Source organism: Nocardia sp. NPDC023733 (genome assembly GCF_040639775.1).
In the GTDB taxonomy this organism is placed as follows: Bacteria; Actinomycetota; Actinomycetes; order Mycobacteriales; family Mycobacteriaceae; genus Nocardia; species Nocardia rosealba.
Window position 1 is genome coordinate 208237 of sequence record NZ_JBFAAN010000002.1, and the last position, 21582, is coordinate 229818.

The 21582-nt window shown below is 67.0% G+C and carries 19 protein-coding genes; 13 read left to right on the plus strand and 6 right to left on the minus strand.

What is annotated here, in order from left to right; all coding sequences use genetic code 11:
* Positions 1-7 precede the first annotated feature (7 nt).
* Complete coding sequence (locus AB0F86_RS12355) at positions 8-568, plus strand: PIN domain-containing protein (protein ID WP_356985844.1); 561 nt, start codon at positions 8-10, stop codon at positions 566-568.
* Positions 569-589: 21 nt separating this feature from the next.
* Here the strand turns inward: AB0F86_RS12355 and metG are convergent, their stop codons facing one another.
* On the minus strand, positions 590-2155 hold the full coding sequence (gene metG / locus AB0F86_RS12360; protein WP_356985843.1) for a methionine--tRNA ligase: 1566 nt from the start codon (positions 2153-2155) through the stop codon (positions 590-592).
* A 1-nt stretch (position 2156) separates the two neighbouring features.
* On the opposite strand from metG, the gene AB0F86_RS12365 reads away from it, so the two are divergent.
* The 6 genes from AB0F86_RS12365 (at position 2157) to rsmA (ending at position 9201) form a co-directional block, all read left to right on the plus strand.
* A complete protein-coding gene (locus tag AB0F86_RS12365) occupies positions 2157-3011 on the plus strand; it encodes a TatD family hydrolase (protein WP_067485497.1) in 855 nt (284 codons plus the stop codon).
* Between the two features lie 173 nt (positions 3012-3184).
* Positions 3185-4312 (plus strand): transglycosylase family protein, encoded by a 1128-nt coding sequence (locus AB0F86_RS12370; RefSeq protein ID WP_356985842.1) that lies wholly within the window; start codon positions 3185-3187, stop codon positions 4310-4312.
* A 112-nt stretch (positions 4313-4424) separates the two neighbouring features.
* On the plus strand, positions 4425-5828 hold the full coding sequence (locus AB0F86_RS12375) for a hypothetical protein (protein WP_181696691.1): 1404 nt from the start codon (positions 4425-4427) through the stop codon (positions 5826-5828).
* A gap of 233 nt (positions 5829-6061) precedes the next feature.
* Entirely contained in the window at positions 6062-7081 is a 1020-nt protein-coding gene (locus AB0F86_RS12380; RefSeq protein WP_356985841.1) for an alpha/beta fold hydrolase, read from the plus strand.
* A gap of 61 nt (positions 7082-7142) precedes the next feature.
* Entirely contained in the window at positions 7143-8285 is a 1143-nt protein-coding gene (locus AB0F86_RS12385) for a lipase family protein (protein WP_356985840.1), read from the plus strand.
* Positions 8286-8319: 34 nt separating this feature from the next.
* A complete protein-coding gene (rsmA, locus tag AB0F86_RS12390) occupies positions 8320-9201 on the plus strand; it encodes a 16S rRNA (adenine(1518)-N(6)/adenine(1519)-N(6))-dimethyltransferase RsmA (protein WP_356985839.1) in 882 nt (293 codons plus the stop codon).
* Between the two features lie 42 nt (positions 9202-9243).
* Here rsmA and AB0F86_RS12395 read toward each other — a convergent pair whose 3' ends face one another.
* Complete coding sequence (locus AB0F86_RS12395) at positions 9244-9450, minus strand: cation transporter (protein WP_181696688.1); 207 nt, start codon at positions 9448-9450, stop codon at positions 9244-9246.
* 173 nt (positions 9451-9623) lie between these two features.
* On the opposite strand from AB0F86_RS12395, the gene AB0F86_RS12400 reads away from it, so the two are divergent.
* Together AB0F86_RS12400 and AB0F86_RS12405 are read left to right on the plus strand one after the other, a co-directional pair.
* Entirely contained in the window at positions 9624-10550 is a 927-nt protein-coding gene (locus tag AB0F86_RS12400) for a 4-(cytidine 5'-diphospho)-2-C-methyl-D-erythritol kinase (protein ID WP_225278675.1), read from the plus strand.
* Positions 10551-10625: 75 nt separating this feature from the next.
* A complete protein-coding gene (locus AB0F86_RS12405; protein WP_181696686.1) occupies positions 10626-12416 on the plus strand; it encodes an ABC-F family ATP-binding cassette domain-containing protein in 1791 nt (596 codons plus the stop codon).
* On the opposite strand, the gene AB0F86_RS12410 is transcribed toward AB0F86_RS12405, so the two are convergent.
* Both AB0F86_RS12410 and AB0F86_RS12415 read right to left on the minus strand, forming a co-directional pair.
* Positions 12413-13249: an Abi-alpha family protein gene (locus tag AB0F86_RS12410; protein WP_181696685.1), complete on the minus strand. Its 837-nt coding sequence runs from the start codon at positions 13247-13249 to the stop codon at positions 12413-12415. The two genes, AB0F86_RS12405 and AB0F86_RS12410, sit on opposite strands and share 4 nt — an antisense overlap.
* On the minus strand, positions 13240-14562 hold the full coding sequence (locus AB0F86_RS12415) for a hypothetical protein (protein WP_181696684.1): 1323 nt from the start codon (positions 14560-14562) through the stop codon (positions 13240-13242). The genes AB0F86_RS12410 and AB0F86_RS12415 overlap by 10 nt, the downstream gene beginning before the upstream one ends.
* Before the next feature lie 338 nt (positions 14563-14900).
* On the opposite strand from AB0F86_RS12415, the gene AB0F86_RS12420 reads away from it, so the two are divergent.
* Positions 14901-15773, plus strand: coding sequence for an Abi-alpha family protein (locus AB0F86_RS12420; RefSeq protein WP_084456787.1), 873 nt, complete (start codon positions 14901-14903; stop codon positions 15771-15773).
* A 233-nt stretch (positions 15774-16006) separates the two neighbouring features.
* A complete protein-coding gene (locus tag AB0F86_RS12425; protein WP_341805455.1) occupies positions 16007-16567 on the plus strand; it encodes a nuclear transport factor 2 family protein in 561 nt (186 codons plus the stop codon).
* 21 nt (positions 16568-16588) lie between these two features.
* On the opposite strand, the gene AB0F86_RS12430 is transcribed toward AB0F86_RS12425, so the two are convergent.
* Entirely contained in the window at positions 16589-18229 is a 1641-nt protein-coding gene (locus AB0F86_RS12430; RefSeq protein ID WP_356985838.1) for a peptide chain release factor 3, read from the minus strand.
* Positions 18230-18549: 320 nt separating this feature from the next.
* Here AB0F86_RS12430 and AB0F86_RS12435 point away from each other — a divergent pair, with 320 nt between their 5' ends.
* On the plus strand, positions 18550-19164 hold the full coding sequence (locus AB0F86_RS12435) for a 50S ribosomal protein L25/general stress protein Ctc (protein ID WP_181696682.1): 615 nt from the start codon (positions 18550-18552) through the stop codon (positions 19162-19164).
* A gap of 20 nt (positions 19165-19184) precedes the next feature.
* Complete coding sequence (gene pth, locus AB0F86_RS12440) at positions 19185-19763, plus strand: aminoacyl-tRNA hydrolase (protein ID WP_181696681.1); 579 nt, start codon at positions 19185-19187, stop codon at positions 19761-19763.
* Positions 19764-19813: 50 nt separating this feature from the next.
* On the opposite strand, the gene AB0F86_RS12445 is transcribed toward pth, so the two are convergent.
* Positions 19814-21457 (minus strand): fatty acyl-AMP ligase, encoded by a 1644-nt coding sequence (locus tag AB0F86_RS12445; RefSeq protein WP_181696680.1) that lies wholly within the window; start codon positions 21455-21457, stop codon positions 19814-19816.
* Between the last annotated feature and the right edge of the window lie 125 nt (positions 21458-21582).

A 21582-nucleotide genomic window follows, 5' to 3' on the forward strand; every position in this document is an offset into this window, starting at 1 on the left:
ATTTCGGGTGGTTCTCGATGCTTGTGTGCTCGTTCCCATCGTGAAATCCGATCTACTTCTCACGCTTGCTCACAGGCATGCATTCTGCCCGCTGTGGAGTGATCTCATCCTCGATGAGATTTCGCGAGCCGTGGTGAAGGTCAACCCACGCATGACCGAGGAACGGATCGCCCGCCGCGTCGATGGCATGAACGCAGCTTTCGAGGACGCCTGTGTAAAGGGTTGGGAACCGTTGGAGCACTGCGTGACAGGGCTCCCTGACTCGTGCGACAGGCACGTCGTCGCTGCAGCGGTACGGGGCAATGCCGCAGCGATCATCACGGACAACGTCAGGCACTTCCCGGATGAGGCTCTCGAGCGGTGGGGGATCCATGCCATCGCGTCAGACGACTTTCTGCTCGACGTGCTCGATCTCAACCCGAGCGTGGTCCTCTCGAGTCTGATCGAAATGGTTGGTCGGCGGAAGAATCCGCCCGTCACCGTCGATGACATCCTGCGGGCGCTAGACCTCGCGAACGCTCCTCGATCCGTCCGCGAGATCCGCTCGATCCTCGACGAGGGCATCTGACGTTCTGCCCTCAGGTTTCATCTACTCCTTCGGCTCCACGTACCGGGGGAACACCGGTTCCGGGGCCGGGAGGTCGGTGCCGGGGACGAGCGGGGTGGGGATGTCGGCGAAGGTGCGGGCCTCCTGGCCGAGGAGGTCGAGGATCTTCGCGGACGAGCCCGGCATCACCGGCTGGACGAGGATCGCGACGGTGCGGACCACCTCGAGGGTGACGTAGAGGACCGTCGCCATGCGCGCCAGGTCTTCCTCGGTGCCCGACTTGCGCAGGGCCCAGGGTGCATTGGCGGAGAAGTAGCGGTTGGTCTCGCCGAGGGTGAGCCAGACGGCTTCCAGGGCAAGGTGCATCTGCTGGGCGTCGAATTCGGTGCGGCACTTGTCGAGTAGGCCCGCCGCGCGGTCGAGCAGGGCGCGGTCGTCGGCGGTGAATTCGCCCGGCGTGGGGACCTTGGCGTCGCAGTTCTTGTTGACCATGGTCAGGCTGCGCTGCACCAGGTTGCCGAATTCGTTGGCCAGGTCGCTGTTGATGCGGCCCGCGATGGCCTCGTTGCTGTAGCTGCCGTCCTGGCCGTAGGAGATCTCACGCAGCAGGAAGAAACGCACCTGGTCGAGACCGTAGGTGGAGACCAGTTCGAGCGGGTCGACGATATTGCCCGTCGACTTCGACATCTTCTCGCCCTTGTTGTACAGGAATCCGTGCACGAACACGCGCTCCGGCAGTTCGATCCCAGCCGACATCAGGAACGCAGGCCAGTACACCGTGTGGAAGCGGGTGATGTCCTTGCCGATGATGTGCACGTTCGCCGGCCAGAACTTGCGGAACCGTTCGGAGTCGGTGTCCGGGAAGCCCACGCCGGTCAGGTAATTGGTGAGCGCGTCGACCCACACGTACATCACGTGATCGGGGTGGCCGGGAACCGGAACACCCCAGTCGAAGGTGGTGCGCGAGATCGACAGATCCTTCAGGCCGGCCTTGACGTAGCTCACGATCTCGTTGCGCCGGGTGGCCGGGGCGATGAATTCGGGGCGCGTCTCGTAGAGCTCGAGCAGCTTGTCCTGGTACTGCGAGAGCTTGAAGAAGTAGTTCGACTCCTCGGTCCAGGTGACCGGGGTCTGTGTCTCGGTGGACACGCGGGTGCCGTCGTCGAGGAGGGTGGTCTCCTCCTCGGTGTAGAACGCCTCGTCGCGCACCGAGTACCAGCCGGAGTAGTTGTCGAGGTAGATGTCGCCGTTGGCGAGCATGCGTTCCCAGATGGCGACGCTGGCGGCCTTGTGGTCCTCGTCGGTGGTGCGGATGAACCGGTCGAACGAGACGTCGAGGGCCTTGTCCATGGCCTCGAACACGTCGGAGTTGCGCGCGGCCAGTTCCTGGACGGGAACGCCTTCGGCGGACGCGGTCTGCTGCATCTTCTGGCCGTGCTCGTCGGTGCCGGTCATGAAGAACACGTCGTAGCCGTCGAGACGCTTGAAGCGGGCAAGCGCGTCGGTGGAGATGTACTCGTACGCGTGCCCCATATGCGGCGCACCGTTCGGGTAGGCGATGGCCGTGGTGATGTAGAAGGCCGGCTGCTGCTCGCTTCGCTCGCTCATGATGGCAACTACTGTAATCCGCGTGGCAAACCAGAATCGTCCGGCTCCGCCTCCTCCCGCACCGCTCGCGCCGCTGATCGACGCGCACACCCACCTCGACGCCTGTGGTGCGACCGATGCCGCCTCGACCACCGCGATCGTCGACCGGGCCGCCGCCGTCGGGGTCGGCCATGTGGTGACGGTCGCCGACGACCTCGCCGCCGCGCAGTGGGCGGTACGGGCCGCGCACTGGGACCCGCGCGTGTACGCGGCCGTCGCGCTGCACCCCACCCGCGCGAACGCCCTGGACGACAAGGCCATGGCCGAGCTGGAGAACCTCGCCACCGACCCCCGCGTCGTCGCGATCGGGGAGACCGGCCTGGACTACTACTGGCCGGGCAAACTCGACGGCTGCGCCGACATCGAGACCCAGATCGAAGGTTTCCGCTGGCATATCGACCTGGCCAAGCGGGTGCGCAAGCCGCTGATGATCCACAACCGTGAGGCCGACCACGACCTGCTGACGGTGCTGCTCGACGAGGGCGCGCCCGACACGGTGATCTTCCACTGCTTCTCCTCGGACGCGAATATGGCGCAGGCGTGTGTGGCCGAGGGGTATGTGCTCAGTTTCTCGGGAACGGTGAGTTTCAAGAACGCGCACGAATTGCGTGAGGCGGCCAAGTTGGTGCCCGACGATCAGATCCTGGTCGAAACCGACGCGCCGTATCTGACGCCGCACCCGTATCGCGGGGCGCCGAACGAGTCGTACTGCCTGCCGTACACGGTGCGCGCGCTCGCCGAGATCCGCGAACAGGACCCGGTCGAATTGGCGGAGACGACCACGGCCAACGCCCGAAGGCTCTATCGCATTCGCTGAGTCCGTTTCGCCCGGTTGTCAGGGGGCTGGACGATAAACGTGTTTCGGCTCACATTTCTGTGTCGAAGCCGTTATCTACCTGCGATGTCTATATCGAATCGTGATGTGGGGTCCCGCTGATCGGGCGGCACCCTGTTGTCCCACGTCGACATGCTCGTTATCGTTCCGTAACCATGTCGGCTTTCGCACGGATCAACTCGTCCCGCTCGCCGCTGCTGTACGCGGCGGCGGCGGCCCTGTTGCTGGTGTTGCTCGTCGGCGCCTCGATGGCCATCGTCAACCACAAGACCGTGGCGATCGTGGTCGACGGAGAACGCGTCGAGCTCACCACGATGTCGCGCGATGTGCGCGCGATCCTCGACGACGCGGGCTACCAACTCACCGAACACGACGACGTCCGCCCGGCGGCCGGCACGAAGGTGTCCGACGGCGCGACCATCACCCTCAACCGCGGCCGCGAGATCACGGTGATCGTCGACGGCGCCGAACGCAAGGTATGGACCACCGGCATCACCGCGGGCGAGGCGCTCGCGCAGATGCAGATTCCGGCCGACACCCACGTGGTGCCCACCCGCACCGAGAAGCTGCCGCTGGCCGGTGCCGCGCTGAGCGTGTACACCCCGCGCACCCTCACCGTCGTCGACGGTGGTGGCGAACCGGTCGACGTGCGCCTGGCCGCCCCGACCGTCGGCGATTTCCTCACCGCCGCGGGTATCCCGCTCAAAGACCAGGACTTCGCCGAGCCCGCCGCGAGCACTCCGCTCACCGGCGATATGAAGGTCACCGTGACCCGTCAGCGCATCGAGGAGCGCACCGAGACCCTGCCGCTGGAACCCGCCGAGCAGGTGATCGAGGACGTCACGATGAACATGAGCCGCACCGTCGTGGAGAACCCCGGTGCGCCCGGCCTGCACGAGGCGACCTTCGCGGTGACCATGATCAACGGTGTGGAAGCCCATCGCGTGCAGACCAATTCGAAGGTCATCACCCCCGCCCAGCCCAAGACCATCCGCAAGGGCGCCAAGCCCGGCACCGAGGTGCCGCCGGTCCGCGACGGCGACATCTGGGACGCGCTGGCCAAGTGCGAGTCGACCGGCAACTGGTCGATCAACACCGGCAACGGCTACTACGGCGGCATCCAGTTCGACCAGAGCACCTGGGAACGCCAGGGCGGCCTCAAGTACGCCCCCCGCGCCGACCTGGCCACCCGCGAGGAACAGATCGCCATCGCCGAAGTGACCCGCGCCCGTCAGGGCTGGGGCGCCTGGCCCGCCTGCACCGGCCGCCTCGGCCTGAGCTGATCAGTTCTGCCCGTGCCCGGAATATGCTTGCTGCGCATTGCTTTTCGGCTCGGTGCTTGTCTTCCCTGAGGTACTGTCATCGCGGTAGCGACGAACTGCGGGCAGGGGAACGGTGGAGGGATACGAAGAAAAAGTTGTTCCTCGCCATCTCTGGGACTACGCCGAAGCGCATACGCGCTACCGAATCGCGGCAGAAGACCTGAAGCGTTACCTCGGTGATGTATTGGAGCAAGGTGGGGTAACCGCCATCTACAATATCGAGTCGCGCGTAAAGGATATCGACTCCTATCGAAAAAAATCTGAGCGGGTCGATAAATGCGGTGAGCGCAAATACAAGGATCCTGTTGTGGGAATCCAGGATTGCATCGCTGCGCGAGTGATCGTGTTCGAAGAGTCGGCCCGGGAGGATACCAAAGAGGTTATTCGAGCCAACTTCGTGCTCGGTGGGGATGAAAATCCCGGCCTGCTGAAGAACAACGGATACGATAGCTGGCACTTCATTGTCACCGGATTCTTGAGGGCTGATGTTCTGGCGCGCTTCCCGGAGTTGATGAACTATTTGCGCGAGCGACATGCCCTAGAAATTCAGGTGCGTACGGTGGCGGGGCATGCTTGGGCGGAGTACGAACACGACGTTCGTTATAAGAGCGACCCGTCGCGCAATAGTGTGTATTCGTTACTGCCGGAGAACCGGCAGAGAGAAATTGATCGACTGTTCATCGAGGCGGGCGGTCTGCGCTGGTACCTGGACCACACCTTCGATCGGATCGGGAAGCTGCTGAAGTCGGCAGAGCCAGGAAGCGGGCCGACCGCCTATCAGACCACCGGAGACGTCGAGATACCTGCCGTGGTTTCGGAAGGCGCGGGCATCGAGAACGTCGCTATCGACCTGGACAGCTTGCGTCTGTTTCTTGCTGAGCGATACCCAGAGTTGGCAGACGGCAGCCCGGAAGGCTTGAGTGCATTGCTCGACCGACTGTTGCGGCTGAATTTGACATCCATAGAAAAACTGCGCGCCGTCTTGGAATCCGTCGACTCCGATCGAGTGGAAACGCTGATGGAATACCGGCTTTCGCCGTCGCGTGTTCGTCGCGTGAATGATGATCTGCTGGCCGCTTTAGGTTACGAATACGTCGAATCTGCGAGGGCGGGATCGTTCACGCATCGAAATTTCAGACTCAGGCTACCGCGCGTGCAAGGAAAGCTGCGGATCTATCGAATAATTGGAGCAGGGCCGGAGCAGGAAGAAAAGGTCTACACCGGTGCGGCAGTTCTTCGTGAGCTGGTCGAGATCGTGGCGGAACGTGGGGGAGCGTCGGCAGCTGAATTGAGCGGGGTTGTCTCTACATCAGCTTATGGGGTCGGTACCAGGGCGAGGCAGGTGTTCGGCGGTGAGCTGTGGGTGAATGCCAACATGGACCGGCCTGGCATCGACCGCGCGATACTGGAGCTCCTCGGGCGGATCAGCGAAACCGGCATCCAGGTGACACGGGGCGGTGAGCGTCTCCGCGGATAGCCGCGATGCGGGCAGTCGCTGTCACGGCGGGGGATTGCCGTGGGGTAGCGTGCTCTCGTTTCGCCGGGTCTGCTGTGCTCGTGCGGTGGGGTCGGCTTCGGACGAGTCGACGGGTGGTTGAGATGCGCGGTGTTTCGGCGTTGCGATGCGCGGCTGCGGCGGTGGCTGTTTCGGTGGGGCTCGGGATTTGTGCGCCGGGCGCGCGAGCGGAGTCGCCCGGGGAGGTGCTCGCGGTGACTTCTGCGGTGCTGCGCGGGCTGGACGCCGAGATCATCGACTACTCGACCAGGGGAATCGGCGGGGCTACCCAGCCGGCCAGTGGTGTGCTGTATCTGCCCGACGGCACCGCGCCCGAGGGTGGGTGGCCGATCGTCGCCTACGACCACGGCACCACCGGGCTCGGTGCCGGTTGTGGTGGGCAATCGGATCCGGCGGGTGCGCCGTGGCCGGAATCGCAAGTGGGGCAGAACGAATTCATCCGGCACGTGGTGTCACGCGGGTTCGCGGTGGTTGCCCCGGATTATCTGGGACTGGGGCGGTTCGACACGGGCCCACATCCGTACCTCGACATCGATACCGAGGCGACCGCCACGCTCGACCTGCTGCGCGCCGCCCGGTCGGTGCATCCGGAGCTCTCGCCGGTGTGGCTGGCATCGGGCATGTCGCAGGGTGGGCACGCCGCGCTCGCCACCGCACACCGGCAGGCGAGCTACGCGCCGGAGCTGGATTTCCGCGGCACCATCGCCGTCGACCCGGCCTCGGATGTGGAGAAGGTCGCCCCGCTGCTCGGCCCGGGCAACCCGGACCGCGTGAGCGGCGGCACCCTCGGCTTCTCGGCGAGCATTCTCGCCGGATTGCGTGCCGCCCGGCCGGAGGCGCAGGTCGACAGCTACCTCAGCCCGCTGGGCCGCCAGGTGCTCGACGAGATCGGCTCGCTGTGCCAGGACGCCATCGACGACCGGGTCGCCGATCTTTATCTCGGCGACCTGCTGTCGCGCTCGCTCGGCGAGGAACCGCTGCGCTCGGTGATGACCGACTACATGGCCGTGCCGACCAGCGGTTACGACGCGCCGATCCTGCTGCTGGTGAACGCCACCGACCGGACCGTGCCGTCCCCGCTGCACGCCGCGCTCGCGGCGCAGTTCGCCGCGGGCGGCGTGGCATTCGAGACGGTGGTCGGGACCGGCAGCCACACCCAGCTGAACCCGGCGATGTGGGTGGCCATCGACGAATTCCTGACTAGAGCACGCTGACGACAACCGCCTATCTGTACACTCGTCCAAGTTCATGATCCCCTGGTGGAGAGACGAGTCCATGTCTGACAAGCCGATCCGAGCGGCCGTTGTCGCGGCCCTGACCTCGGCCGCGCTGCTCGCCGGTCTCGCTCCCGCGTCCGCCGAAACGCCCGGCTCGCTCATCTCGGCGCAGGCCGAGGCGGCGGGCTGGCACGGCCTGGATCGCGGCTCGTCCATCGAGTACTGGATGACCGACTCGTCCGGCGTCGCCCGTCCGGCCAGCGGTGCGCTGTTCCTCCCGAGCGGTGAGGCCCCCGCCACCGGCTGGCCGATCATCGCCTACGACCACGGCAGTTCCGGCTCCGGCCGGGGCTGCGGCGGTCAGGCCGACCCGGAGACCGCGCCGTTCCCCACCCAGCGTGCGGCCGAGGACCGGCTCATCAAACGGTTCGTCGAGCAGGGCTTCGCCGTCGTCACGCCCGACTACCTGGGTCTGGGCCGCTTCGATACCGGTCCGCACCCGTATCTCGAGGTGCGCAGCGAGGCGACCGCGACCATCGATCTGGTCCGCGCGGCCCGCGCTGCCGACCCCGACCTGTCGCGGACATGGAGCGTGGTCGGTACCTCCCAGGGCGGACACGCGGCGCTGAGTTCGGCCCACGTCCAGTCCTCCTACGCTCCCGAACTCGATTTCCGGGGCACGGTCGCCATCGATGCCGCCTCCGATGTCGAGAAGGTCCTGCCGTTCATGGGACCGGACGTGCCCGGCCCGCCGGGGAGCACGATCTTCCTCGTCAGCATCCTCGCTGGTCTGCGCGCCACCCACCCCGAACTCGACGTGGACTCCTATCTGACGCCGCGTGGCAAGGCCGTCATCGACGCGGCCGCGGGCCAGTGCCTCGACACGATCGTCGCCGAGACCAAGGGGCTCACCTCGCGCGACCTGTTCGTCCGTCCGATCGAACCGCTGCGCGGTCCACTCGCGGCCTACATGGCCCTGCCGACCAGCGGTTACGACGCGCCGATCCTGCTGACCATGAATGTCACCGACACGATCGTCCCGTCCCCGCTGCACGCGGCACTCGTCGCCCAGTTCGCCGTGAACGGAGTGGACCACCAGGTGCTGCCCGGCACCGGCACACACGGCTCGGTGACACCGGCCCAGCTCGATGCCATCGACGCCTTCCTCGCCCGTGTCAACGCCGCCCCACCACAGCGCTGAGCTGCCCGATCGGCGAGGTTGGTAAGTTCTAGCAGTGCCCGAACCCGATAATTCCGCTCGCGGTCCCGCCGCGCTGCTCGGCCCCGCCGAGGTGCGTACGCTGGCCGAACGCTTCGGCGTGCGACCGACCAAACAGCTCGGGCAGAACTTCGTCCACGACGCGAACACGGTGCGGCGCATCGTGTCCGCGGCGGGCGTCGGTCGGGGCGACACGGTACTCGAGGTCGGTCCCGGTCTCGGCTCGCTGACGCTTGCCCTGCTCGATGTGGTCGACCAGGTGGTCGCCGTGGAGATCGACCCGGTGCTCGCGAACTACCTGCCCGAAACCGTCGCCGATCGCGCTCCCGACCTGGTCGGGAATCTGCGGGTGGTGGAGGCCGACGCGCTGCGTGTGCGCGCCGATCAGCTGCCCGCCGAACTGACCGCGCTGGTGGCGAACCTGCCGTACAACGTTGCCGTGCCGGTGCTGCTGCACCTGCTCGCCGAATTGCCGAGCATCAAGGTCTCGCTGGTGATGGTGCAGGCCGAGGTGGCCGATCGGCTCGCCGCCGAACCGGGCAACCGGGTGTACGGGGTGCCGAGTGTCAAGGCGGGGTTCTTCGGCAAGGTCCGGCGCGCGGGTCATGTGGGTACGCAGGTGTTCTGGCCGGTGCCCCGGGTGGAATCGGGCCTGGTCCGCATCGATCGGTATGCCGAACCGCCGTGGCCGATGGACGACGCGCATCGCAGGCGGGTGTTCGAGGTGATCGACTCGGCCTTCGCCCAGCGGCGAAAGACCTTGCGGGCGGCGCTGTCCGGCTGGGCGGGTTCGCCCGCCGAGGCCGAGCGCAGGCTCGTCGCCGCGGGTATCGATCCGACGGCGCGTGGCGAGACTCTCGAGACCGCCGCGTTCGTGAAACTGGCCGCTCAGGGCTGAGTCCTTGTGGCCCGCACGCCGTCGGTGCGGGCCACAGCAGGGTCAGCGGGCGAGTTCGTAGCCCGCCTCGTCGACGGCGGCGGCCACGTCGGCGTCGGACACCTCGTTCGCGCTGTCGACGCGTACCAGTCCGCTGGCCAGGTCGACGTCCACGCTGGTGACGCCGTCGATCTTGCCGATCTCCTGCTTGACCGAGCTCACGCAGTGTCCGCAGGTCATCCCCGTGACGGTGTAAGTGGTGGTGGCCATGGCCGACTCCTTCGCTCGAATATACGGTCCCGGGGTATGCCCCCGACACGAATGAACATACCCCCCGGCGGTATCGAGCGCAAGCCCTCGGTTCGTCCATCGCGAATACCCACCGACCGGTCGGCCGTTTCGGCACACATACTCGTCGGTACTACCGGTTACGCTTGGTGATCGTGCTGTCAGTTGTGCCCAGCCCGGTCGTCGTGCGCGCTCCTTCGAAGGTGAATCTGCATCTCGGAGTCGGTGATCTGCGCGCCGACGGGTACCACGACCTGACCACGGTCTTCCAGGCATTATCCCTGTCCGACGACCTACGATTGGCCCCTGCCGCCTCGCTCACCGTCCGGGTGACAGGCGAGGGCGCGGCGCAGGTCCCCACCGACCGGACCAACCTCGTCTGGCAGGCCGCCGTCGCGCTGGCCCACCTGGCCGGGCGTGCGCCACTCGTGGAGATCGCCATCACCAAGGGCATCCCGGTGGCCGGTGGTATGGCGGGCGGCAGCGCCGACGCGGCTGCCGCGCTCGTCGGGCTCAACGAGCTGTGGGACCTCGGCCTCGGCCGCGACGAACTGGCCTCGGTCGCCGCCGAGCTCGGCAGCGACGTGCCGTTCGCCCTGCACGGTGGCACCGCACTGGGCACCGGCCGTGGTGAACGGCTGCTTCCGGTGCTGTCGCGCAACACCTTTCACTGGGTACTCGCCCTCGCCAAGGACGGGCTGTCCACCCCGTCGGTCTTCCGCGAACTCGACCGTCTGCGTGCGGAAGGCGACCCGCCGCGCCTCGGTGACCCGCAGAAACTCCTACAGGCCCTGGCCGCAGGCGACCCGCACGCCCTCGCCCCGCTACTCGGCAACGATTTGCAGGCAGCCGCCCTCTCCCTGAAACCGGAACTGCGCCGCACCCTGCGCGCCGGGGTCGGCGCCGGTGCGCTGGCCGGGCTGGTGTCGGGGTCCGGTCCGACCTGCGCGTTCCTGTGTGAGACGGAGGAAGCGGCCATCGCGGTAGCCGCCGAACTGGCCGGAGCGGGCGTGTGCCGCAGCGTGCGCACCGCGAGCGGCCCGGTACCCGGCGCGCGCGTGCTCGACCACGAAGCGCACTGAACGCGGCGGGCCCTGAGTGGGTGAGTAGGCTCGGCCCAGCCGGATAGTCACGCGGAAGGCGGGCGAAGAACACCTATGTCGAACCTGATCAACCTCGAACAAGTCTCCAAGAGCTTCGGCATCAAGCCGCTGTTGGACGACGTCTCCCTCGGTATCCACGCCGGGGAACGAATCGGGGTGGTCGGTCTCAACGGTGGCGGTAAGACCACGCTGCTCGAGGTGCTGACGGGTCTCGAGCCGCCCGACAGCGGCCGGGTGAGCCGGGTCGGTGGGCTGCGGATGGCCGTGGTCACCCAGCGCGGTGTGCTGCCCGAGGGGGCGACGATCGGGTCGGTCGTGCTCGCAGGACTGTCCGACGACCTGTCGACCGTCGACATCGCCGAACACGAGTGGGCCGCCGACGCGCGCATCCGCACCGTGCTCGAGGGCATCGGCATCGCCGACCTCGGCCTCGACACCCCGGTCACCAACCTGTCCGGTGGGGAACGCCGCCGCGTCGCGCTGGCCGCCGCCCTCGTGCGCGACCTCGACCTGCTGGTGCTCGACGAGCCGACCAACCACCTCGACATCGAGGGTGTGCAGTGGCTGGCCCAGCATCTGATCGCCCGTCGTACCGCGCTGGTGGTCGTCACCCACGATCGCTGGTTCCTCGACACCGTCGCCACCCGCACCTGGGAGGTCGTCGGCGGCAAGGTGGAGACCTACGAGGGCGGCTACGGCGACTGGATCTACGCCCGCGCCGAACGCGCCCGCCAGGCCGATGCCTCCGAGGCGCGCCGCGCCAACCTGGCCCGCAAGGAACTGGCCTGGCTGCGCCGGGGCGCCAAGGCGCGCACCTCCAAGCCGCGCTACCGCGTCGAGGCCGCCGAGGCGCTGATCGCCGATGTGCCGCCGCCACGCGACTCCGTCTCGCTGGCCGCCTTCGCCCGCAAACGTCTCGGACGCGTGGTGATCGAGCTCGAGGACGCCACCCTCACCACCCCCGACGGCCGCGAGCTGGTCAGCGACCTCACCTGGCGGCTCGCGCCCGGCGAACGGGTCGGTCTCGTCGGCGTGAACGGTTCGGGCAAGACGACGCTGCTGCGCGCCCTGGCCGGCGACGCGGAACCGGCCACGGGCAAGCGGATCCAGGGTCAGACCGTCCAGATCGGCTGGCTGCGTCAGGAACTCGACGACCTGCCCACCGATATGCGGGTGCTGGAGGCCGTGCAGCAGATCGCGCAGCGAATCATGCTCGGCGACAAGGAGATCTCGGCCGGTCAGCTCGCCGAGCGGCTCGGGTTCACCCCCGCCCGTCAGCGCACCCCGGTCGGTGACCTCTCCGGTGGTGAACGCCGCCGCCTGCAGCTCACCCGCATCCTGATGGCCGAACCGAACGTGCTGCTGCTCGACGAGCCGACCAACGACCTCGATATCGACACCCTGCAGCAGCTCGAAGACCTGCTCGACAACTGGGCGGGCACCCTCGTGGTCATCAGTCACGACCGCTACCTGGTCGAACGGATCTGTGACTCCACCTGGGCCCTGTTCGGCGACGGCAAACTCACCAACCTGCCCGGCGGTATCGACCAGTACCTCACCCGCCGCGCCGCGCAGACCGACGCCGCCAAGCCGATCAACACCAAGTCGACCGCGACGTCGACGGATTCGGCCGACCGCCGTGCCGCGCGCAAGGAACTCTCGCGCCTGGAACGTTCCATCGCCAAGCTCGACGAGCGCGAACAGAAACTCCACACCGCCCTCGCCGACGCCGCCACCGACCCGGACAAACTCGTGAAGCTCAACACCGAACTCAAAGAGGTTGTCGCGGAAAAGGAAGCGGCGGAAGAGCGCTGGATGGAACTCGCCGAGCTGGCCGAGAGCTAGGTTGCGGTCTCTCGCCCATCGTTGATTACGACCGGTAAACAGGTCTGGACGAAGTCCGCGCCGAACTCGGTGAGCACGATGCTGCGGTAGCTCACCTTGGTGCCGAAACTGGCGCGCTTCAACGCCTCCCGCACCTGTTCCTGTGCCTCGATGAGCTGGTAGCGGCTCGGGTTGCCCACCGGCTCACGGGTGGACTCGATGAGTCCGAGCCTGCGCAGGTTCGGCAGGTATTGCGGCACCCGGTTCGGAAAGCGAAGGCCCGCATGCTCACCGAGCATGGTGAGCCCGCTGATGAGGCGTTCGCCGCCGAAGGCCCGCTGACGTCCGGTGCGCACGTCGAGCGACGGCTGCGGTCCGTCCACGTGCAGAAACCGCAGGATGCGCGCCTCGTCGGGGGTGATCTCGGCGAGGATGCCCGGGTAGGCCGGATGCGAATCCGGTGCCACCGCATGGGTACTCGCCGACAGGCGGAGCAGTTCGGCGCCCTGTTCGCGCAGCGTCGGCATGCCGGAACCACCGTGCTGTTCCCCGCTCAGGGGAAGTCCGAGGGCGTTGCGCAGCCGGTCGCGTACTTCGGTCTGCGCGTCGGCGAGCACATCGGCGGGTGGGGCACCCGCGATACTGCCGCGCAGCACCGTGACCGTGACACCGAGGGCCGTGTCGAGAGTCCACATCGTCATCCCCGACGCGGCGGTGATCGCCACGCGCGCAACACCCGTAGCCGCGCGTGCGGTGCGCACCGGTGATACCGGGAGCACACCGCGGCGGGCATCGGGCGACGGCACCGACCGTCGCACCAGTTCGGTGGACGGAGGTCCGTCGTCTACATCCATGTCGTCGCTACTCCTGTTCCGAAGACCAGGATGTGAGCGTATCCGGCAATGAGCCCGAGCGCGCCGCCATGGACGAAAAGCAACCATTCGTCCTGTTTGATCGCCGAACGCAGCATGTCCACGAAGTCGTGCGGCGAAAGCGCGGACATTTGCCGGGCGATGAATTCGTTGACCTGGCGGCCCTGCTGGACATTGAACGCGGGGTCGGCGAAGGCCATGGGCGCGATCGTCATGGCCTCGGCGGTGAGGGTTGACTGCAGCGAGTCGTATTCGCGGCTGCCGAGCATGAATTTCACCGCGGGCCTGGCCGGGCCGAGGGCGCGGTCGGCGGCCGGGCGCAGCGTGTCCTCGAGCATCTGCAGCGTGCGGTCCGAGCGCGGCCCGTTGAGCAGTTCGTCACCGATGTTGGCGACGGTGAGCACCTCGGTCGACACCAAAGCCGCGTAGCCGGAAGTGATTTCGGGCTGACGCTTGATGAGCAGACCCTGCCGCCACGGGCACCACCACTTGGGTTCGGCGGGCGCGAAGATCATGTTCAGACCCACCCAGTTCACCACCCAGCCGATCACGATGCCGCCGAGCGGCAGCACGACCAGGGGTGAGAGCGAGGTCGTGTGCAGGGCGAGTACGAGCAGCAGACCGCAGGGCGCGCCGAAATAGAAACCGAAATTCTGCATGAATCGGAGTTCTTTGGCGCCGAGCACCTGGAACAACTGGTTGAGCAATTGCGGGCGTGCCTGGAAATAGCGGATCACCATCTGCTTCACATCGAGCAGCTGATCGATATTGGTGCCGAGTTCCATGGTGAGTTCGCGCAGGATCTCCGGCAGTTGCGAACGCACCCGCTGGTGGATCATCTCCCTGACCTGGGTGGGCAGGTTGTACCAGAGCTGCGGATGCTCACGACGCAGGATCACTTCGACGATGTCGCGAATCTGCGCGTCGGCCACCTCGGCCAGGTGCTCGGCGAGTTTGTCCGGCTCGAGTTCGCGGTAGAAGTCGGAGACGCTGCCCAGTTTCGACAGCCCCTTGTCGACCGCGATGCTCGCCATTTTGTCGGCACGCGAGGGGACGATGCCCTGCCAGCCGATGCGGCCGTCGTAACTCAGCAGCGGCAGCACCTGAATTCGCTTGGGCAGGTAGGGAAACACCGTGCGCAGGCCGGGCAGCTTGACGCCGTGGAACTCGAGCGGCCGGAACAGCATGAGAATGCCGGTCCAGTTGGTGATGTAACCGATGACGCCTGTGAACAACGGGATGGTCAGAATTTCGAGCAGGAGCGTCGGATGGATACCGAACACACTTTCCAACACTTACGACACCCTCCTGCCGATACCCGGTGACCACCGCCTTCACCGGCGTTCAAAAACTAGCACCCCCGCAGCGAGGTGACCCTACTGTGAGGTACGGAACCGGGTCCATTCGCCGTGCTCCAGGCCACAGGGTAGTGTCTGAGACATCAGTCACAGAACCTGTCGCGGATGCCGCACTCGACCCACCGAGTCGGAACAATGACCATCACCACATTTCGTGACAGGCCACAATCGAGGCGCGGACAGGGGCGCGCTGTAGACCGCACTGTGCCTGGAGCGTGGTCGGGCAATAATCTGGTGGGCGATCGTTGTCCACGGCGAGACTTCGGAGTAGGACGTTGACAGACGACAGGACCGGACAGGACCTGGCCCGTGCCGGTACCCGCGCCGTCGAGCGCAGCTCGGATGTCGAGCAGCGGCAGATCAGTAACGAAGCCCGCCTGATCCGGGGCGTGTTCCGAGCGGCCGGACTGGCCGCGGGCACCGCCGTGCGCGGCAGCCAGTGGGCGGTCGGCACCACCTACGAAGTCACCAAGGAGTTGGCGCAGGCCGCTCTCGACGGTGAGTCGTCGGCCGATATCGCCGAGCGCACCGGCAACGCGCTGCGCTCGATCGCCCGCAGCGCCCTCGGTGTCACCGAGGGTTCGGTGCGCGAGATCGTCAGCTATGTGCCGACCACCAACGGTTCGGGCCAGCAGTCCCTGGCGGTCGGCCCGTACCTGCGCTCCACCACCACCGAGGAACTGCGCCGCCGCGGCGACGCGCTGCTGGCCCGCTCGGCCGACGTGTACTTCACCGAGGACGTGCACCCGGCCTACGACCGCATCCTCGACGAGATCGCCCCCGACGAGGCCCGCATCCTGCGGTTCATGGCCCTCAACGGACCCCAGCCCGCCGTCGACGTGCGGACCAACCGCCCGCTCGGCATCGGCTCGGAACTGGTGCAGGGCGACCTCACCTCGGTGCCCGAGCAGGCAGGCGTGCGCTATCCCGACCGGGCCCGCTCCTACCTCATCAACCTCAACCGCCTCGGTCTCACCCTCACCTCCGACGACCCGGTGGTGCTGAGCCGCTACATGGTGCTCGAGGTGCAGCCGGTGGTCGAGGAGGCGCTCAAGAAGGCCGGACGCGCGCCGAAGATCGTGCGCAAGAGCCTTCGCCTCTCGGAATTCGGCGAGGACTTCTGCCGCACCTGCTTCACCATCGGCTAGCCCAGACAGTCGGGGCCCGAGCGGGCGCAGGTCACACTCCGGTTTCGACAGGGGTAGCGATCGGGTACAGATCCGCCGCACGTGGGCGATCGGGTGGGATCGTGGAGGGCATGGAGCAAGGGTCCGGGTCTGTGAACGCGCGCGTCGAGGAGGTCGATGTGCGTCGTGAACGCCCGGGGCCGCTGTTACCCGGGGCGGAGGAGCCGTTGGTCGCCGGGCACGGGACGGACAGTGTGATCGCCGACGACGAACAGCCCGCCGCCGCGCCGCCCGAGCAACCGAAGCCACGCCCACCCGAGCACCCCGACGACGTCACCGCGATCAGCAGACTCAAATTCCGCTACCTGCGCACGCTGGACACCAAGTCCTGGGACGAGTTCGCCGACACCCTCGTACCCGAGGCCACGGCGACCTACAGCGAATACCTGCAGTTCGAGTCGCGCGAGGCCTTCCTCGCCTTCCTGCGCAACACCCTCGGCCCGCACGTCATCACCGAGCATCGCTGCGATCATCCCGAGATCGATGTCGACGGCGACACCGCCACCGGCACCTGGTATCTCGCCGACACCGTACTCATCCCCGAACACAACATGTGCCTGCACGGCGCCGCGTTCTACACCGACCGCTACGTGCGCTGCGATGACGGTTACTGGCGCATCGCGCACACCGGCTACGAACGCACCTACGAGGTGGTCCTCTCGCTCAGCGACCTGCCGAGCCTGCGGCTCACCGCGAGCCGCTGGGGCATGATCTCCCAGGACGTTTCCCGGGTGGAGCGCGAACCGGAGGAGTAGACCGCTCGGCGACCCAGACAGCTAGTCGGCCGTGGCCACCAGCGGCTCGAGGGTGAGATCCGGGTGTTCCTTCTCGATGTACTGCAGCCGCCACTTGTCGCTGAACAGGGCGAGGATCGCGCCGTCGGTACGGGTGAACACCTCGACTCCGCGCTGGCGGTCCAGCTCCGGCGCCGACTCGGCATCGGTGCGCCTGGCCAGGCTGTAGGCGAGGAAGTCGAGCTGGGTCTCGACATTGAACTCGGCCTGCATACGGGCGGTGACCACCTCGAACTGCATGGGTCCGACGGCGGCCAGCACGGGCGAGGCGTCGCCGCGCGCGTCGTTGCGCAGCACCTGGACGACGCCCTCGGAATCGAGCTGGTCCATGGCCTTGCGGAACTGCTTGTACTTGCCCGCGCTCTGGGCGCGCAGCGTCGCGAAGTGCTCGGGCGCGAAGCTCGGGATCGGCGGGAACTCGACCTTCTTGTCCACGAACAGGGTGTGCCCCGGTGCCAGCGCGGTCGCGTTCACCAGGCCGACCACGTCGCCGGGATAGGCGGTGTCGACGGTGGTGCGTTCGCGGCCGAACACCGTGAGCGCGTACTTGGTCGCGAAGGGCCGACCGGTCTGGGCGTGCGTGACGACCATGCCGCGTTCGAACTCACCCGACACGATGCGCATGAAGGCCAACCGGTCGCGGTGGGCGGTGTCCATGCCGGCCTGGACCTTGAACACCACCGCGCTGAACGGGTCACCGGTCTCGCGGGCTCTGCCGTTCACATCGGCGCGCGGACCTGGTGCAGGCGCCAGCGCGACGAGGGTCTCGAGCAGTTGGCGCACACCGAAATTCAGCATCGCCGAGGCGTAGATGACCGGCGAGGTCTGCCCGGCGAGGAACAGTTCCTGATCGTGGTCCTGCCCGGTGGCCGAGAGCAGTTCGCTCTCCTCGGCGGCGGTGGTCCACGCCTCGCCCTCACGCGCCTGCGCCTCGGCGGGCGTCAGCGATTCCTCGGGGGCGATCGTCGCGCCACCGGCGGTGCGGGTGAAGTGGATGTACTCGGTCGCCTCGCCCTCGGGCCCGCGGCGCAGCAGGCCGCGGAAATCGCCCGCGATACCGACCGGGAGGAACAGGGGAGTCGGGGTGAGGCCGATGCGCTCGCTGATCTCGTCGAGCAGTTCCAGCGGCGCCTGGCCCGGACGGTCCCATTTGTTGATCACCGTGATCACCGGGATGCCACGGTGCCGACACACCTGGAACAGCTTGAGCGTCTGCGGTTCGAGGCCCTTGGCGGCGTCGATCAGCATCACCGCGGCGTCGACGGCGGTGAGCACCCGGTAGGTGTCCTCGGAGAAATCGGAGTGACCCGGCGTATCGACGAGGTTGATGACACTGTCGACATCCGAACCGGCCGCGCGGTAATTGAATTGCAGCGCGGTCGAACTCACGGAGATACCGCGCGCCTTCTCCATTTCCATCCAGTCCGACACGGTCGACTTGCGACCGGCCTTACCGTGGATGGCGCCCGCCTCGGAAATCATCTTCGCGTGCAGGGCCAGCGCTTCGGTGAGCGTCGACTTACCAGCGTCGGGGTGCGAGATCACGGCGAACGTGCGGCGACGGGCCACCTCGGCGGGCAATCCGCGCGGGGTGGGGGCGGCGCTCTCTCCGGACTCGCTCAACACAAAACCTCTCGCAGTGGTCGGCAACCAATCGAGTTTATTGGAGCGCTGGCGCGCTCGAGGCCGCGGCCCCTCCTCGGGGTCGGGTGTGGGGGCTGGGAGTTCGAAGCTGGAGCGGTTTCGGGTCCGCCGATTCGGTGCGGTATGGTGGTCGGGTTGTCTCGGCGAGGGTGAGTCGCACCCCGTGTGCTCACCGTGATCGACGCGGCTCGGCCTTCCCGGTCGTCCTCGTTCGTTCTTCGTCCGACGAGCAGACCACCCGACCCCGGTAGATGGGTCGCCCTTGACCAGCCCGGAAGAGCCGTAGGAGCGCATCAGTCATGTCCGACGTGAACCAGATCGAAGCCGCCGTCCGTACCGAATTCGGTAAGGGCGCCGCTCGCCGTACCCGTCGCGACGGCAACGTGCCCGCCGTGCTGTACGGCCACCAGTCCGAGCCGCAGCACCTGTCGCTGGACGCCAAGGCCTTCGCCGCCATCCTGCGTCTGCACGGCACCAACGCCATCCTGAGCCTGAAGATCGACGGCAAGGAGCAGCTGGCGATGACCAAGTCGGTCGTCGTCCACCCGATCCGTCGCTACATCGAGCACGCCGACCTGCTGATCGTCAAGCGTGGCGAGCGCGTCGTCGCCGACGTCAACGTCGTCGTCACCGGCGATGCCGCCGCGGGCACCCTGGTCACCCAGGAGCTCAACAACCTGTCGATCGAGGCCGACGCGATGAACCTGCCCGAGAGCATCGAGGTCTCGGTCGAGGGCGTCGAGGCGGGCACCCAGATCCAGGCAGGCGACATCACGCTGCCCAAGGGCGTCACCCTGGCCGGCGAGCCGGAGATCCTGGTCGTCAACGTGATCCAGGCGCCGTCGGCCGCTCAGCTCGACGACGAGGGTGAAGGCACCGCCGACGCGGGCGACACCCCCGAAGAGACCGAGTAAGACGCTCAACGGTTCGGCCGATGACCGAATCCTCCGGGCCCGCACTCGTGGTGGGGCTGGGTAACCCCGGCCCCGAATACGAGCGCACCCGCCACAATGTGGGCTTTCTGGTCGCCGACGTGCTCGCCGAGCGCGTCGGCGGCCGTTTTGCCGTGCACAAGAAGTCCGGCGCCGATCTGCTGCAGGCCCGCCTCGACGGCCGCCAGATCCTCATCGCCAAACCGCGCACCTATATGAATCTGTCCGGGCGTCCGGTGGCGGCGCTGGCGAAGTTCTTCTCGGTGCCCGTGGATCAGGTGATCGTGGTGCACGACGAATTGGATCTGCCGTTCGGGACGATCCGGCTCAAGCAGGGCGGCGGGGAAGGCGGCCACAACGGTCTGCGGTCCATATCCCAGGCCCTCACCACCAAGGACTACCTGCGTACCCGGATCGGCATCAGCCGTCCGCCGGGCCGTCAGGATCCGGCTGATTATGTGCTCAAGCCGTTCTCGGCTCCCGAGCGCAAAGAGGTGCCGGTGATCGTGGAGCAGGCTGCCGATGCGGTGGAGTTGTTGCTGAAGGCCGGTTTGGAAACCGCCCAGAACCAGTTGCACTAGCGAACTTCCGACAACGAGCCCTCCCCGGCTTCGGGGAGGGCTCGTTGTCGTCAGCGGAGGTGGGCTGCCGTGGCGGTGCGGCGGAGCTTTCCCGAAGAGGTCTTCGGGAGGGCGCCGGGGCCGAGAATGGCAACGGTGCGGGGGCGGGCGCCTACCTCGGCGAACACCTCGTGGACGATCTCACGTTCGATGCGTTTCACCTCGTCGGGGACCTGATAGTCGTTGGATTCGACCACCACGGCGAAGCTTTCGCGCTTGTCGCCCGCGTCGAGGCGGACCGCTACGGCATTGCCGGGCCGTACGCCCTGGACGCGCAGGGCAGCGCGTTCGATATCGGTGGGGTAGATGTTGCGGCCGCCCATGATGATGACGTCCTTCATGCGGCCGCACACCACGATGAGGCCGTCGTCGGTGAAGTAGCCGATGTCGCCGGTGTCGAGCCAGCCGTCGGCGTCCTGGGCGGGGCGGAAACCGTCGACGGTGACGTAGCCCGAAGTCACGGCGGGACCACGCAATTCGATGACGCCCACCGAGCGCACCGGCAGCGGCTGACGCTCGTCGTCGACCACGCGGCCCTCGAGATCGTCGACCAGGTGGCCGAGGGTCGGCAGTTTGCGCGGCGTGCCGTGATGGCCGTCCTCGGCGACGGGCACCGCCTTGCCGACGGCCTCGAGCAGATCCGCGTCGACGATATCGAGCACCATGCCGTGACCGGGATCGGGAATCGACACGGCGAGGGTGGTTTCGGCCATGCCGTAGACGGGGGTGAGGGCGGACGGGTTGAGGCCGAACTGTTTTCCGGCCTCGGCCAGGGCCGTCATGGTGTCGGGGTCGACCGGCTCGGCGCCGTTCCACATGTAGCGCACACTCGACAGGTCCATGCTGCCCGGTTCGGCCTGCCGTAGCCTGCGCGCCAGCAGCGAATACGCGAAATTCGGTGCGGCCGTGACGGTCCCGCGATACTTGGCGATGAGTTCGGCCCACAGCAGCGGCCTGGCCAGGAAATCGAGTGGCGTCACGCACACCACCTCGGCACCGAACTGCATGGGCACACTGAGGAATCCGACCATGCCCATGTCGTGGAACAGCGGCAGCCAGCTGACCATCACGTCGTCGTCGGTCTGGAACTTGACGCGATTGAACATCGCGTAGGCGTTGACGTAGAAGTTGCCGTGAGTGATGCGCACGGCCTTCGGTGAGCCGGTCGACCCGGAGGTCAACTGCTGCAGGGCGATATCGTCCTCGGTGGTCGGCACCGGGTCGCTGTCGGTGCCCTCGGCCAGCTCCGCTACCCGCACCACCGTGATCCCGCGCTCCCGGAGTACCGGTTCGGCGGGTGCGAACGGCTCACCGAGCACCACGGCCTTCGCGTCGATCATGTTCAGGACTGTTTCGGTGTCGCGGACCCAGACCGCGAGGTCGGTGCGTGGTGTCGGCTGGTGCAGCATCGTGATCGAGGCGCCACGCATCCAGATCCCTTGGCACACAGGGGCGATGTCGACCGGCAGCCCGGCGAGCACACCCACGGCATCGCCGTGCCCGATCCCCGCGGCCGCGAGACCGCCCGCCATCCGCCGCGCCTGGCGATGGATTTCCCCCCAGGTCTGCCGAAGCGGTGCCTCGGGTTCTCCGGTGACCAGCCCACGCGGGCTGGACAGCGCTGTGGCAAACATTTCGTCGGTGAACCTGCTCAACGTCGGACTCCCTTTACGCCAACGATCGGTTACGGCCGTGCTCCCAACAGATCCCGCCCCGTGATTCCGGTGTTAACCCCAATTGCCCCCGGGCACCCCTGTGTGAACACGATAGCCGCTGCCTC